Origin of the sequence: Curtobacterium sp. ME26 (assembly GCF_903970945.1) — a bacterium.
GTDB lineage: Bacteria > Actinomycetota > Actinomycetes > Actinomycetales > Microbacteriaceae > Curtobacterium > Curtobacterium citri.
Genome location: NZ_CAJCKG010000013.1, coordinates 23,097 through 38,476, shown reverse-complemented (window position 1 = coordinate 38,476; position 15,380 = coordinate 23,097). Strand labels below are relative to the sequence as shown.

General features: G+C 73.1%; 11 protein-coding genes. 9 read left to right on the top strand and 2 right to left on the bottom strand.

What is annotated here, in order from left to right:
* The 9 genes from mnmA to H7A69_RS07370 all read left to right on the top strand — a co-directional run bounded on the left by mnmA (nt 1) and on the right by H7A69_RS07370 (nt 12,989).
* Entirely contained in the window at nt 1-1,107 is a 1,107-nt protein-coding gene (mnmA, locus tag H7A69_RS07410; protein WP_182046474.1) for a tRNA 2-thiouridine(34) synthase MnmA, read from the top strand.
* Between the two features lie 62 nt (nt 1,108-1,169).
* Nucleotides 1,170-3,512 (top strand): NAD-dependent DNA ligase LigA, encoded by a 2,343-nt coding sequence (gene ligA / locus H7A69_RS07405; RefSeq protein ID WP_182046473.1) that lies wholly within the window; start codon nt 1,170-1,172, stop codon nt 3,510-3,512.
* Nucleotides 3,513-3,714: 202 nt separating this feature from the next.
* Nucleotides 3,715-5,040, top strand: coding sequence for an alpha/beta hydrolase (locus tag H7A69_RS07400; RefSeq protein ID WP_182046472.1), 1,326 nt, complete (start codon nt 3,715-3,717; stop codon nt 5,038-5,040).
* A 98-nt stretch (nt 5,041-5,138) separates the two neighbouring features.
* Nucleotides 5,139-7,475 (top strand): transglycosylase domain-containing protein, encoded by a 2,337-nt coding sequence (locus H7A69_RS07395; protein WP_259346128.1) that lies wholly within the window; start codon nt 5,139-5,141, stop codon nt 7,473-7,475.
* 169 nt (nt 7,476-7,644) lie between these two features.
* A complete protein-coding gene (gene gatC / locus H7A69_RS07390; RefSeq protein ID WP_069711598.1) occupies nt 7,645-7,944 on the top strand; it encodes an Asp-tRNA(Asn)/Glu-tRNA(Gln) amidotransferase subunit GatC in 300 nt (99 codons plus the stop codon).
* Between the two features lie 11 nt (nt 7,945-7,955).
* Nucleotides 7,956-9,503 (top strand): Asp-tRNA(Asn)/Glu-tRNA(Gln) amidotransferase subunit GatA, encoded by a 1,548-nt coding sequence (gene gatA, locus H7A69_RS07385; protein ID WP_182046471.1) that lies wholly within the window; start codon nt 7,956-7,958, stop codon nt 9,501-9,503.
* Complete coding sequence (gene gatB, locus H7A69_RS07380; RefSeq protein WP_182046470.1) at nt 9,503-11,008, top strand: Asp-tRNA(Asn)/Glu-tRNA(Gln) amidotransferase subunit GatB; 1,506 nt, start codon at nt 9,503-9,505, stop codon at nt 11,006-11,008. Before gatA ends, gatB begins: the two co-directional genes overlap by 1 nt.
* A 179-nt stretch (nt 11,009-11,187) precedes the next feature.
* Nucleotides 11,188-12,273, top strand: a complete 1,086-nt coding sequence (locus H7A69_RS07375; RefSeq protein WP_182046469.1) for a type III polyketide synthase — start codon at nt 11,188-11,190, stop codon at nt 12,271-12,273.
* A complete protein-coding gene (locus tag H7A69_RS07370; protein ID WP_259346127.1) occupies nt 12,270-12,989 on the top strand; it encodes a methyltransferase domain-containing protein in 720 nt (239 codons plus the stop codon). Before H7A69_RS07375 ends, H7A69_RS07370 begins: the two co-directional genes overlap by 4 nt.
* Before the next feature lie 27 nt (nt 12,990-13,016).
* Here H7A69_RS07370 and H7A69_RS07365 read toward each other — a convergent pair whose 3' ends face one another.
* Both H7A69_RS07365 and H7A69_RS07360 read right to left on the bottom strand, forming a co-directional pair.
* Complete coding sequence (locus H7A69_RS07365) at nt 13,017-14,081, bottom strand: N-acetylglucosamine kinase (RefSeq protein WP_259346126.1); 1,065 nt, start codon at nt 14,079-14,081, stop codon at nt 13,017-13,019.
* A complete protein-coding gene (locus H7A69_RS07360) occupies nt 14,078-15,373 on the bottom strand; it encodes a 6-phospho-beta-glucosidase (protein WP_182046468.1) in 1,296 nt (431 codons plus the stop codon). The genes H7A69_RS07365 and H7A69_RS07360 overlap by 4 nt, the downstream gene beginning before the upstream one ends.
* Nucleotides 15,374-15,380: the final 7 nt, after the last annotated feature.

Below are 15,380 nucleotides of genomic sequence, written 5' to 3'. Positions count from 1 at the left end.
ATGCGCGTACTTGCAGCGATGAGCGGCGGGGTCGACTCGGCGGTGGCCGCGGCCCGTGCCGTCGACGCCGGACACGACGTCGTCGGCGTGCACCTGGCCCTCAGCCGGATGCCCGGCACCCTGCGCACGGGCAGCCGCGGGTGCTGCACGATCGAGGACTCGATGGACGCGCAGCGCGCGGCGTCGGCGCTCGGGATCCCGTACTACGTCTGGGACTTCTCGGCGCGCTTCAAGGAGGACGTCGTCGACGACTTCGTCGCCGAGTACCAGGCCGGCCGGACCCCGAACCCGTGCATGCGCTGCAACGAGCGCATCAAGTTCGCGGCCCTGCTCGAGAAGGCGCTCGCCCTCGGGTTCGACGCCGTCTGCACGGGGCACTACGCCTCGATCGTCACCGGGGCCGACGGTGCGCGCGAGCTGCACCGCTCGGCCGCCTGGGCGAAGGACCAGTCGTACGTGCTCGGCGTGCTGACGGCCGAGCAGCTCGAGCACACGATGTTCCCGCTCGGAGCGACCCCGTCGAAGGACGAGGTCCGGGCCGAGGCCGCGGCGCGCGGGCTGACCGTCGCGCAGAAGCCGGACTCCTACGACATCTGCTTCATCCCGGACGGTGACACCCGCGGGTGGCTCGCCGACCGCGTCGGGACCGCCGCGGGTGACGTCGTCGAGCGGGACGGCACGGTGGTCGGGTCGCACGACGGGGCGACGGGCTACACGGTCGGGCAGCGCCGCGGCCTGCACCTCGGTCGCCCCGCACCGGACGGCAAGCCGCGGTTCGTCCTCGAGATCCGTCCGAAGGACAACACCGTCGTCGTCGGCCCGAAGGAGGCCCTCGACGTGCGGTCGATGGCCGGCTCCCGGTTCACGTGGGCGGGCACCGCCCCGGCCGACCCGTCGGTGCCGTTCGCGTGCGACGTGCAGATCCGGGCGCACGCCGACCCGGTGCCCGCGGTCGCGCGGGTGACCGACGGCGAGCTCGTGATCGACGTCGACGAGCCGCTGTCGGGCGTCGCGCCCGGGCAGACCGCCGTGGTGTACGTCGGCACCCGGGTGCTCGGGCAGTGCACCATCGACCGTGCCGTCAGCGCGGTCCCCGCGACCGTCTGACGCCGCTGGGTCCGTCCGGCCCCGCTGCATCCGGGGTCGGCGGTGCACGGTAGAACTGAGGCATGAGCGACACGACCTCCGACTCCGCCGACTCGACGTTCGAGACGCTGGCCCCGGCCGACCTCGACGCCGCGCAGGCCCAGCGGGAGGTCGAGCGGCTGCGGACGCGCATCAACGAGCTGCGTGACCAGTACTACGAGGGCAACGGCTCGACGGTCTCCGACGGCGACTACGACGCGCTCGTCCGGCGGCTCGACGCCGTCGAGCAGCGCTTCCCCGACCTGCTCACGCCGGACAGCCCGACCCAGACCGTCGGTGGTCAGGCGCAGACGGTGCAGTTCGCGCCCGTCGAGCACGCCGAGCGCATGCTCAGCCTCGACAACGTGTTCAGCCCCGAGGAACTGACCGAGTGGGCCGCCAAGGTGCAGCGGGACGCCGGTTCCGAGCGCGTCCGGTTCCTGACCGAGCTCAAGATCGACGGGCTCGCGATCAACCTGCGGTACGAGCACGGTCGTCTCGTCTCGGCGGCAACGCGCGGCGACGGCGTCGTCGGCGAGGACGTCACCGGCAACGTCCGGACGATGGGCACGATCCCGGACCGGCTGTCCGGCGAGGGGCACCCGGCGATCGTCGAGGTCCGCGGGGAGATCTTCTTCCCGGTCGCGCAGTTCGACGAGCTGAACGCCCGGCAGCGCGAGGCGGGGGAGCGCGTGTTCGCGAACCCCCGCAACGCCGCCGCCGGCTCGCTGCGGCAGAAGGAGGAGGGCAAGTCTGAGGCGAAGCGTGCCCTCATGGTCGACCGCCTCCGTCGCCTCCGCATGCTCGTGCACGGCATCGGCGCGTGGCCGGTCCGCGAGCTCGAGCGCGACACCGAGGTGCACTCGCAGTCCGAGGTCTACGAGCTCCTGCAGACCTGGGGCCTGCCGACGAGCTCGCACTACCGCGTCTTCGACACCGTCGACGAGGTCCTGGGCTTCGTGCGGACCACCGGCGACCGGCGGTCCGCCGTCGAGCACCAGATCGACGGCGTCGTCGTCAAGGTCGACGACCTGGCGTTGCACGAGGAACTCGGCTCGACGTCGCGGGCGCCGCGGTGGGCGATCGCCTACAAGTACCCGCCGGAGGAGGTCCACACGGAGCTCCTCGACATCGTCGTCAGCGTCGGCCGGACCGGGCGTGCGACCCCGTTCGCCGTGATGCAGCCGGCCGAGGTCGCCGGGTCCGTCGTCCGCCAGGCCACCCTGCACAACCAGGACGTGGTGAAGGCGAAGGGCGTGCTCATCGGGGACACCGTGGTGCTCCGCAAGGCCGGCGACGTCATCCCCGAGGTCCTCGGCCCGGTCGTCGAGCTGCGCGACGGCTCCGAGCGCGAGTTCGTGATGCCCGAGACGTGCCCGGAGTGCGGGACCCCGCTCCGTCCGGCGAAGGAGGGCGACAAGGACCTGCGCTGCCCGAACGCCGAGAGCTGCCCCGCGCAGGTCCGCGGCCGTGTCGAGCACATCGCGTCGCGCGGCTCGCTCGACATCGAGGGCCTCGGCGAGGTCGCCGCGGCCGCCCTGACGCAGCCGCTGCGTCCGGAACGGCCCCCGCTCGTCACGGAGGCCGGGCTCTTCGACCTGACGATGGAGGACATCGTGCCGATCGAGGTGATCGTCCGCGACGCCGAGACCGGCATGGAGAAGTCCGACGACGACGGCACCCCGAAGCGCGTCACGCCGTTCAGCCGTGCCCGCAAGAAGACCGACCCGCCGTTCGACCCGGACGCCCGCGGGGCGGACTACACGGGCGAGCCGAGCCGGTACCCGTCGAAGAACGCGTTCGAGATGCTCGCGAACATCGACGCCGCGAAGACCAGGCCGCTCTGGCGGATCATGGTCGGGCTGAGCATCCGGCACGTCGGGCCCGTGGCCGCCCGCGCGCTGGCGAACCACTTCGGCTCGCTCGACCGGATCCGGAACGCCTCGCGCGAGGAGCTCGCGGCCGTCGACGGCGTCGGTGGGATCATCGCCGACGCGCTGCTCGACTGGTTCGCGGTCGACTGGCACCGCGAGGTCATCGACCGGTGGACCGCCGCGGGCGTGCAGTTCACGACGCCGGACCACCCGGGCCCCGGCGCTGCGGTCGAGGGCGGTGTGCTCAGCGGCGTGACCGTCGTCGCGACCGGGTCCCTCGAGGGCTACACGCGCGAGGGCGCGCAGGAGGCGATCATCGCCGCCGGCGGCAAGGCGGCGTCGAGCGTGAGCAAGAAGACGGACTTCGTGGCGGCCGGACCGGGCGCCGGGTCGAAGCTGACGAAGGCCGAGCAACTCGGCCTGCGCATCATCGACGCCGAGCAGTTCCGGGTGCTCGTGACCGAGGGGCCGGACGCGCTCGGTCCCGTCGCGTCGGACGACGCCGAGGCATGAGCACACCGGGGCGTCGACCGGGGGTCGCGACGCACCCCCGGTTGTCCCCAGTCCGGGGGGATGTTGCAGCACGCATCCCGTTCGGGGGGCATCTTCCGTAGGATCGAGCAAGCATCACCCGTCGCCTGAGGGGGACGACGGTACGGCCTTCCCGGGGGAGACCTGATTGCTGCTCATCGCTGCGGCCCTGCTTACCGCCTCGATGCACTCGCTGGGAGTGGTCGAGGCCCCCGTCGTGCCCACGGTGCAGACGGCGGCCGTCGTGACCACCACCGCGGTCGCACCGGTCGAGCCGGTGCAGGGGCCGGTGCCGGTGCCCGTCTCCGCTGGTCCTGGGGGCGCGGACGCCGTCGACCTGGAGACCCTCGCACGTGCCCGCGGCCGGGAGTTCCTCGACGACCTCGTCGCCGTCGACCCGCGGGACCTCGAGCGCGCCGACGTCGACGACCGGGTCCTCGCGACGGCGCAGGACCACCCGCCGACCGCACTCGACGTCGCGACCTGGTGGGCGGGCCTCCCGTCGGCCACGCGCTCCCGGCTCGTCGCGGCCGTGCCGGCGGTGGTCGGGAACCTCGACGGCGTCCCGTTCGACGTCCGCGACCGGGCGAACCGCCTGACGCTCCGGACCGGTCTCGCCGACCCGGGGACGGACACCGCGAGGGCCGCCCTGCTCGGCCAGGTCGACGTGTCCCTGCAGCACGCGCAGGGCGGTGCGCCCCGCTCGCTCGTCGCGCTCGACACCCGGGGCGCGGGCCGGGCGGCGATCGCCGTCGGCAACCTCGACACCGCCGACGACGTCACGGTCGTGGTGCCCGGCATGTTCTACACGGTCACCGGCCAGATGCACGACCTCACCGACACGAGCGCGGGACTCCACGACGAGCAGGCGGCGGCAGCGGGAGCGGGACGCGGCGAGGCCGTCCTGGCCTGGATGGGCTACCGCACACCGGACATGTCGAACATCCTGTCCCTCGACCTGGCGCGGACCGGGGCCGAGCGGCTCGAACGCGTGGTCGACGGGCTCGAGGCGGTCCGCGGCGACGACCGACCGCGGCTGAACGTCGTCGCGCACTCGTACGGGTCGACCACGGCGCTCATGGCACTGTCGTCGGGCCGGATGCAGGCGGACACGCTGACGGTCCTCGGGTCGCCGGGCAGCGACGTGCGGACGGCGTCCCAGCTCGCCGTCCACCGGGGGCAGGTCTACGTCGGCGACGCGCACAGCGACCCGATCGCGGGCTCGGGGTACTTCGGCACCGACCCGGGGTCGCCCGGGTTCGGGTCGGTCGTCCTCGACCTGTCCGCCGCCCCCGCGCCCTCGGCGGACGGGGTGTTCCGGCGGCCCGTCGGGCACAACGACTACCTGAAGCCGGGCACGGCCTCCCTCCACGACGTCGCGCTCATCGCCGTCGGCCGGGGGGACCTCGTGCGCGACCAGGCGCAGCACGGCCGGGGCGGTGGACACGCGCCGGGGACGGCACCGGACATGTACCTGGTGCGTCCGCAGGACCTCCAGCCCCGCGACTGAGCCGCGCTGTCGCTCCCTGAGGGGCTTCCTGAAGGCGGCTGCAGGCGGCGACCGCTCCGCAGCAGAACGACCCCAGACCGCCGCCGTACCGTGCGGCCATGCGTGGAATGCGGTGGCCGGTGGCCCTCTCGACCTTCGTCGCCATGTCGGGCCTGGCGGGCCTGCTCGTGGCGGTCGCGGTCACCCCCGCGGTCGCGGTCGCGGGCGAGGGGACGTCCGGCGCCGTGTCGCTGTTCGAGGACCTGCCGAGCTACCTCGACATCCAGACCCCGCAGCAGGTGTCGTCGGTCTGGGCGACGAAGGGCGGGCAGCAGGTCAAGATCGCCTCCTTCTACGCGGAGAACCGGACGACCGTCGCGTCGGACCAGATCGCTCCGACGCTCGAGCAGGCCGCGATCGACACCGAGGACCCCCGGTTCCGGGACGAGGGCGGCATCGACGTGATCGGGACGCTCCGAGCGACCATCGCGGATGCGCTCCACCACGGTGCCAGCGTGCAGGGCGGCTCGAGCATCACGCAGCAGTACGTCAAGAACGTCCTCGTGCAGCAGTGCGAGCAACTGACCGGGAAGGACGCCGCCGCGACGACGGCCGCGATCGACTCCTGCTACCAGAAGGTCGCCGGCGACTCCAAGGCGCGGAAGCTCCAGGAGATCCGGTACGCGGTCGCGCTCGACAAGAAGTACACGAAGGAGGAGATCCTCACCGGGTACCTCAACCTCGTCGGCCTCGGCGGGCGGGTCTACGGCGCGGAGGCCGGTGCCGAGTACTACTTCGGCGCGCACGCGAAGGACCTCTCCCTCGTGCAGTCGGCCACGCTCGTGGCGATCCTCAACAACCCCGCGAACCTGCGGATCGACCAGCCCTCCGACAAGGACAACGGAGCGGCGAACGGCTACGCCCTGACCAAGGAGCGCCGCGACTACGTGCTGCAGCGGATGGCCGTGCACCACGACATCACCGCGGCGCAGGCGAAGGCGGCGGAGGCCACCCCGGTCACGCCGCGGATCACCGCCACGGCGAACGGCTGCTCGGCCGCGGCCTCGGGCTTCGACGCCGGGTACTTCTGCGACTCCGTGCGCGACCAGGTGCTGCAGGACCCGGCGTTCGGGAAGACGCAGGCCGAGCGCATCGAGACGCTCGACACGCAGGGGCTGCAGATCCACACGTCCCTCGACCTCGACCTGCAGGCGACCGCGCAGCAGGCGCTGTCCTCGTACGTCCCCGCGACCATGGCGGGCGTCGACGTCGGTGGCACGAACGTGACGGTCGAACCCGGCACCGGGCGCATCCTCTCGATGGTGCAGAACACCGCGTACACGCAGTCGGACGCGGCGGCGGCGGGCGCCACCTCGGTGAACTACAACACCGACACGGCCTCAGGCGGCTCCGGCGGCTTCCCGACCGGCTCGACGTACAAGGTCTTCACGCTGGCCGAGTGGCTCGCGAGCGGACACACCCTGAGCGAGTCCGTCCCGACCACGCAGCACACGTTCCCGCAGGACGAGTTCACCAACTCGTGCACCGCGCTCGGCGGCGAACCCTGGCAGGTCGCGAACGCGGAGACCGTCAGTCCGTCCATGACCGTGCAGGACGCCACCTCGGAGTCGATCAACACCGCCTTCGGCGCGATGGCGAAGCAGCTGGACCTGTGCAAGATCAAGGAAGTGGCGCAGGCGATGGGGATCCACCAGGCGAACGGCGCCGCGCCGGACTCGAACCCCGCCTCGGTGCTCGGCACGAACCCGCTGTCACCGATCGACCTCGCCGAGGCGTACGCGGGCTTCGCGAACGGCGGCGTCGTCTGCACCCCGACCGCGATCGACTCGGTGACCACCTCGACCGGCAGGAAGATCACCCCGACGCCGTCCACGTGCACGCGGGGGGTCTCCGCGGAGGTCGCCGGGACGGTCGACTACGCGCTGCAGGGCGTCCTGACCGGATCCGGCACGGCCGCGAGCGCGAACCCGGGTGACAGCGTCCCGAAGTTCGCCAAGACCGGCACGACCGACGGCGACGAGCAGAACTGGCTGGTCGCGTCGACGACGAAGTACACGAACGCCACCTGGGTGGGCAACGTGCAGGGGCACGTCCGGCTGGCCGAGTGGCCGTTCCTGCAGGGCACGACCGGCTACAGCGCCAAGTTCGGCGTCGGGCGCACGATGATGTCGTGGCTCGACCAGCGCTCCGGCGGCGACGCCCTGCCCCAGCCCGACCCGGCGATGATCGGCACGCGGTCGACCCCGCAGTCGTCGACCCCGCAGGCGTCGTCGCAAGACGGTGCCGGGACCGGCGCGGCCGACCAGGGGACGACGTCGACCACGCCGGGACCGGCACCGGGGCCGACAGCGCCGACAGCGCCGACAGCGCCGACGGCACCGGCGGCGGCACCGTCTGCGGGCGCGACCACGCAGCAGGGGACGGCACGCGGGTAGCAGCCGTCGGCCTGGAGGCCCGGTGCCGGTCCGCCGGACCGGCACCGGGCCTCCAGGCTGCCGCTCTCCACAGCCGTGGTCGCCGTCCACGGGCACCCTCGCCGTGGCACGGCCGCCGGACACGGCCAATAGACTGGTGCGCATTCCACGAACCGATCGACGGAGCACCATGCCTGACATCACGAGCGAGCAGGTCGCCCACCTGGCGGACCTCGCGCGCATCGCACTCACGCCAGACGAGATCGAGAAGCTGACCGGGGAGCTGGCGCACATCGTCGAGAGCGTCGCGAAGGTCGCCGAGGTCGCGACCGACGACGTACCGGCGACGAGCCACCCCGTGCCGCTCGGCAACGTCACCCGACCCGACGTGGTGGGGCAGACGCTGACCCAGGAGCAGGCGCTGTCCGGCGCCCCGGACTCCGACGGCGAGCGGTTCCGCGTGACGGCCATCCTCGGCGAAGAACAGTAGGGCGGAAGACAGTGACCGACGACATCACCCGGCTGAGCGCCGCTGCGCTCGCCGACGCCCTCGTGGCCCGCGACGTCTCGAGCGTCGAGGCCACCCAGGCCCACCTCGACCGCATCGCTGCCGTCGACGGCGACGTGCACGCGTTCCTGCACGTCAACGAGCACGCCCTCGCGGTCGCGAAGTCGATCGACTCGCGCCGCGCCGCGGGCGACGACCTCGGGGCGCTCGCGGGCGTCCCGATCGCGATCAAGGACGTCCTGTGCACGCAGGACATGCCCACGACCTCGGGGTCGAAGATCCTCGAGGGCTGGCGTCCGCCGTACGACGCCACCCCCGTGGCGAAGCTCCGCGCCGCCGGCCTCGTGCCGCTCGGCAAGACCAACATGGACGAGTTCGCGATGGGCTCGACCACCGAGTTCTCGGCCTACGGCCCGACGCGCAACCCCTGGGACCTCGACCGGATCCCCGGCGGGTCCGGCGGTGGCTCGGCCGCCGCGGTCGCCGCGCACGAGGCACCGTTCGCCCTCGGCTCCGACACCGGTGGCTCGATCCGTCAGCCCGGCGCCGTCACCGGCACGGTCGGGGTCAAGCCGACCTACGGCGGCGTGAGCCGGTACGGCGCGATCGCCCTGGCCTCGTCGCTCGACCAGGTCGGTCCGGTCTCGCGCACCGTCCTCGACGCCGCGCTCCTGCACGACGTCATCGGCGGGCACGACCCGCGGGACTCCACGTCCATCCCCGACGCCTGGCCGTCGATGGCGGCAGCCGCGCGTGAAGGGCTGCAGGCCGACACGCTCCGTGGGCTCAAGGTCGGCGTGGTCAAGGAGCTCGCCGGGGGCGAGGGCTTCCAGGCCGGCGTGACGCAGCGCTTCCAGGAGACGGTGGCGCTGCTCGAGCAGGCGGGGGCCGAGGTCGTCGAGATCGACGCCCCGTCGTTCGCGTACGCCATCAGCGCGTACTACCTGATCCTGCCGGCCGAGGCCTCGTCGAACCTGGCGAAGTTCGACTCGGTGCGCTTCGGGCTCCGCGTCACGCCCGAGAACGGCGCGACCGTCGAGGACGTCATGGCCGCCACGCGGGAGGCCGGCTTCGGACCCGAGGTCAAGCGCCGCATCATCCTCGGCACCTACGCGCTGAGCGCCGGCTACTACGACGCCTACTACGGCTCCGCGCAGAAGGTCCGCACGCTGGTGCAGCGCGACTTCGCGGCCGCGTTCGAGCAGGTGGACCTGCTGATCAGCCCGTCGGCGCCGACGACTGCCTTCCCGCTGGGGGAGCGCCTCGACGACCCGCTGTCGATGTACCTCAACGACCTCACGACGATCCCGGCGAACCTCGCTGGCGTGCCCGGCATGAGCATCCCGAACGGCCTCGCGCCCGAGGACTCGCTGCCGACCGGCGTGCAGCTTATGGCGCCGCAGCGCGAGGACGCCCGGCTGTACCGTGCGGGTGCCGCCCTCGAGCGCCTGCTCGAGCAGCAGTGGGGTCGTCCCCTCATCGACAGCATCCCGGACCTCGACCAGTCTCAGCAGTCCGCTGCGCAGGAAGGTGTGATCTGATGGCGCAGAAGGACGCGCTGATGGACTTCGACGAGGCGCTCGAGCGCTTCGAGCCGGTGCTCGGCTTCGAGGTCCACGTCGAACTCGCGACGAAGACGAAGATGTTCTCGGACGCCCCGAACTTCTTCGGCGGCGAGCCCAACACGAACGTGACGCCGGTCGACCTCGGTCTGCCCGGATCACTGCCGGTGGTCAACGAGCAGGCCGTGCGGTACTCGATCCAGCTCGGGCTCGCCCTCGGCTGCTCGATCGCCGAGTCCTCGCGGTTCGCCCGGAAGAACTACTACTACCCGGACAACCCGAAGAACTACCAGATCTCGCAGTTCGACGAGCCGATCGCGTTCGAGGGCGAGGTCGAGGTCGAGCTCGCCGACGGCACGATCTTCCAGGTGCCGATCGAGCGCGCCCACATGGAGGAGGACGCCGGCAAGCTGACGCACGTCGGCGGTGCCACCGGCCGCATCCAGGGCGCGGAGTACTCGCTCGTCGACTACAACCGCGCCGGTGTCCCGCTCGTCGAGATCGTCACGAAGCCGATCTTCGGCGCGAAGGACCGCGCGCCCGAGCTCGGGGCCGCCTACGTGCAGGTCATCCGCGACCTCGTGCGCGCCCTCGGGGTGTCCGAGGCGCGCATGGAGCGCGGCAACCTGCGCTGCGACGCGAACATCTCCCTGCGCCCCTGGGGTCAGGAGAAGCTCGGCACCCGGACCGAGACGAAGAACGTCAACTCGTTCCGCGCCGTCGAGCGCGCGATCCGCTACGAGATCCAGCGCCAGGCGGCGATCCTCGCCGCGGGCGGGACGATCACGCAGGAGACCCGCCACTGGCACGAGGACACCGGCCGCACCTCGGCCGGGCGCCCGAAGTCCGACGCCGACGACTACCGCTACTTCCCGGAGCCCGACCTGCTCCCGGTGGTGCCGGACCCGGCCGTCGTGGAGGAGCTCCGCGCCTCCCTGCCCGAGGCCCCGGTCGCCCGTCGCCGTCGCCTCAAGGGGGACTGGGGCTTCAGCGACCTCGAGTTCCAGGACGTCGTCAACGGTGGGCTGCTCGACGAGGTCGAGGCCACGGTCGCCGCCGGTGCGTCCCCGCAGGCCGCGCGCAAGTGGTGGACGGGTGAGATCAGCCGCGTGGCGAACGCGCAGGACGCCGCCGCGGGTGACCTCGTGTCGCCGCAGCACGTCGCCGAGACCATCGCGCTCGTCGAGTCCGGCGACCTGACCGACCGGCTCGCGCGCCAGGTGCTCGAGGGCGTCATCGCCGGCGAGGGCTCCCCGGCGCAGGTCGTCGAGGCCCGCGGGCTCAAGGTCGTCTCGGACGACTCGGCCCTCACGGCCGCCGTCGACCAGGCGCTCGCCGCCCAGCCGGACGTGCTCGCGAAGATCCAGGACGGCAAGGTGCAGGCCGCCGGCGCGATCATCGGCGCGGTCATGAAGGCCATGCAGGGCCAGGCGGACGCCGCGCGCGTCCGCGAGCTGGTGCTGGAGCGCGCCCAGCAGGCGTAGCGCGACCAGCAGACGGAGCGCGACCAGCAGCGGACGGGAGGCGCGGTGCCGAACGGTACCTGGGCCCACGCCGGCCGGTTCCCGGCAGACGCGCCAGCGGCTGCCGGGCCGTGCCCGGTGGGGAGCCTCCCGTCCCTCGTACCTGGGGACGTGACAGCGACCGGGTGACAGGATGGGTCGTGACCGCAACGATCCGCGCCATCGGGACCGCCGTCCCCTCCACCACCCTCGACCAGGCGGCGGTGCGGGACCTCTTCGTCGGGCAGCCCGACCTCGGCCGCCTCGGCAGGCGCATCGTGCCGGCAGCCTTCGACGTGTCGGCGGTCGAGCACCGGCACACGGTGGTCGACGAGCTCGACGCGACGCGTCCGGGCGGTCTGTTCCGTGAGGACTCCGGTGCGCTCGTCTCGCCGTCCACCGGCACCCGGAACGACCGCTACCGGGACCTCGCGCCGGCGCTCTTCGTGGCCGCCGCACGCGACGCGGTCGAGCGGGCCGGCATCGAGCCCGACCGGGTCACCCACCTCGTGACCGTGTCCTGCACCGGGTTCACGCAACCGGGACCCGACATCGACGTCGTCGAGCAGCTCGGTCTGCCGGCGGGGGTGTTCCGGCACCACATCGGCTTCATGGGGTGCTGCGCGGCGTTCCCGGCGCTCCGGATCGCCGCCGCGTTCACCGAGGCCGACCCGGACGCCGTCGTGCTCGTCGTCTGTGCCGAGCTGTGCACCCTGCACGTCCGTGCCTCGGACGACCCGGACCAGATCGTCGCGAACAGCGTCTTCGGCGACGGTGCCGCGGCGGTGGTCGTCGCGCAGGGCGGTCCCGGACTCCGGATCGAGCGCTTCGCCACGGCGACGGTGCCGGAGGGTGCGTCCGAGATGGCCTGGAACATCGGTGACGAGGGGTTCGAGATGGTCCTCTCGACGGCGGTCCCGAAGCTCGTGGGCGTGCACGTCCCCGCCGCCGTCACATCGCTGCTCGGCGAGGGCGAGACCTTCGCCGACGTCCCCGTGTGGGCCGTGCACCCCGGCGGCCGTGCCATCCTCGACCGGGCGCAGGACGCCCTGGCGCTGCCGGACACGGCGGTCTCCTCGAGCCGTGCCGTCCTGCGCGACCACGGGAACATGTCGAGCGCGACGGTGCTCTTCGTGCTGCGTGACGCGGTCGAGCGCGGGCTGCCGAGCGGCACCCCGCTGGCGGCGGTCGCGTTCGGGCCCGGCCTGACGGTGGAGAGCGCGAGGCTCACGGCGGTCGGCGCGTGACCGGCGGCGACCGGGACCCCGACCTGCGCGACGTCGACCTGAGCGTCCGGGACACCGAGCTGCAGGAGCTCATGGACGACCCCGCGTGCGACCCGCGTGCCCTCGACCGGACGTTCCGGCGCTTCGCCGTGGTGAACGCTCTGGTGAGCGGCTGGCGCGCGGTCTGGCGGACCCACGTCGTGCCGGCACTGCCCCCGAGCGGGCGTGCGCGCGTGCTCGACCTCGGATGCGGCGGCGGCGACCTCGCCCGCTCGCTCGTCCGGTGGGCCGGCAGCGACGGCTTCTCGGTGGAGGTCGTGGGCGTCGACCCGGACGAGCGGGCGATCGCGGCCGCTCGTCGGTCGGCGACGCGGGGCGTCACCTTCCGGCAGGCGTCGAGCACCGACCTCGTCGCTGCGGGGGAGCGCTTCGACGTGGTCGTGTCGAACCACGTGCTGCACCACCTCGACGACGCGGCCCGGGTCGCGTTCCTCGCCGACTCCGAGCAGCTCGCGACCGGACGGAGCCTGCACTCCGACATCCGACGGTCGCGGCAGGCGTACCGGGCCTACGCGCTGGCGTCACCGCTCGTGTCGGCCGGCACCTTCGTCCGCGTCGACGGACTGCGCTCGATCCGCCGGTCGTTCACGGTGCCGGAGCTGCAGGGGGTGCTGCCCGCGGGGTGGCGCGCCGAGCGGGCCGCCCCGCACCGGGTGCTCGCGGTGCGGGACGCCTGAGCTGCGGGGCCGTCGCGCCGCTGCGGCTCAGGGGATCGGCGCCGCGGTCGAGGAGAACGAGCGGGACGCCACCGCTGCCCGGTAGCGGTCGAGCGCACCCGCCGGAGCGCCGACGGACTCGAGCGCGGCGAGTCCGGCGCCGAGCACGGGCGGCGCCGTCACCCACGTCGGCACCGCGCCCGGCACACGGTCCTGCAGCCCCCGCACGACGGCGTCGACGAGCAGCGGGTGCCGTGCGGCGAGGACCCCGCCGCCGAGCACCACCGGCACCGTCGACCCCGCTCCGCCGATGCCGAGCCGCTCCATCGCGACCGCGGCCATGAGGACGATCTCCTCCGCCTGCCGCTCGACGACCGCTCGCGCGACCGTGTCGCCGTCCCGCGCGACCGCGAACAGCACCGGGCTGAGGTGCCCGACGGCGCCGGGGTCGAGTCGGCCGAAGTGCAGGTCCTCGGTGACCTCACGGACCGTCCGCCGCCCGAGTGCCGCGGGCACCGCGGACTCGAGTGCCGTCGCCGGACCACGGCCGTCCGCCGCGCGTGCGGCGTGCCACAGCGCACGGTTGCCGAGCCAGGCCCCGCCACCCCAGTCGCCCGAGACGTCGCCGATCGCGGGGAAGCGGGCGGTCTCGCCGTCACGACGGACCGCGATCGCGTTGATCCCGGTGCCGCAGACCACGGCCGCGGCGTCCGGCGAGAGCGTGCCGGCCCGGAGCAGGGCGAACAGGTCGTTGTCGAGGACGTCGGGCGCCCCGCCGTCACCGGACCAGTGGGCCAGCGCAGCGGTCGCCGTCACGAGCTCCTCGGGCAGGTCGAGCCCGGCGAGGTAGACGTGCGTGGTCCGGATCGTGCGCGTCCCGATCTCGCGGACCACGCGCGACCGCACGTCGTCGAGGATCGGCCCGGCGACCGCCCACCCGCGGGTCTGCGGGTTGCTGCCCGGGCCCCGTGCGTGCGCGACCAGGGTGCCGTCGAGGGCGACGGCGACGACGTCGGTCTTGCTCCCGCCACCGTCCACCGCGAGCACCACGTCGCCGGCCCCGGCGCCGGTCGTGGCGTCGACCGTCGTGCTGCCCGCCGAGGAGGCGCTCACCGGACGCCCGCGAGCGATCCGCCGGCCCACGGCAGGTGTCGCGCGTTGGCGGCGAGCAGCAGGTCGGTGAGCCGCTCGGCGCGGTCGACCTGTCCCACGAGCGGGTGCGCCCACATCGCACGGAGCACACGGTCGCGTCCGCCGTGCACCGCGGCCTCGAGGGCGAGGCGCTCGTACCCGGCCACACCGGCGACGAGCGCGGCCATGTCCTCGTCGAGCGGCGCGACCGGCAGCGGGGTGATCGCGGTACGGGTCACGCGCGCGGGCACCTCGATGACGTGGTCGTCGGGGAGGAACGGGAACGTGCCGTCGTTGCGCACGTCGAGCACCTGCACGTCGCCCTCGTCGCCGAGGATCGAGGAGAGGACGTTGATCGCGGCGTCCGAGTAGTACGCGCCACCGCGCTGCTCGAGCTCGGCGGGCTTGGTGACGACCGACTCGTCCGCGTACTTCGCCAGCAGGGCGCGTTCGGTCTCCATGACGGCCTCGGCCCGACTCGGCGCGTGCAGCTGCTCCTCGAGCACGATGTCGTGCGAGTAGAAGTAGCGCAGGTAGTACGACGGGATCGCGTGCTGGAGCCGGAGCTGGTCGGGGTGCATCTTCACGCTGCTCGCCGTGCGCTCGAGGGCGTCCTCGGTCAGCAGTCCGGGCAGCACGTCGCGCTCGCCGGCGTCGTCGCGGACGTGGATGCCGCGCTCCCACGTCAGGTGGTTCAGCCCGACGTGGTCGAGCCGGACACGGTCGGGTGCGACGCCGAACTCCTTCGCGAACCGGCGCTGGAAGCCGATCGCGACGTTGCACAGACCGACCGCGCGGTGCCCGGCCTGCAGGAGCGCCCGGGTGACGATCCCGACGGGGTTCGTGAAGTCCACGATCCAGGCGTCCGGCTTCGCGTGCTCCCGGACGAGCTCGGCGTACTCGAGCACCACGGGGACGGTGCGCAGGGCCTTCGCGAACCCGCCGGGGCCGGTCGTCTCCTGGCCGATGCACCCCACCTCGTGCGGCCAGGTCTCGTCCTGGTGCCGTGCGGCCTGTCCGCCGATCCGGAGCTGGAGCATCACCGCGTCGGCGTCCGCGACCCCGGCGACGACGTCGTCGGTGACGTGGACGGAGCCCGGGTGTCCGGCGTGCGCGAACATCCGCTTCGCGACCCCGCCGACGAGCGCGCGACGCTCGGGGTCGGGGTCGACGAGCCAGAGCTCGTCGATCGGGAGCTGGTCGCGGAGTCGGGCGAAGCCGTCGACGAGTTCGGGTGTGTAGGTGGATCCGCCACCGATGACCGTGAGTTTCACTGTGCTG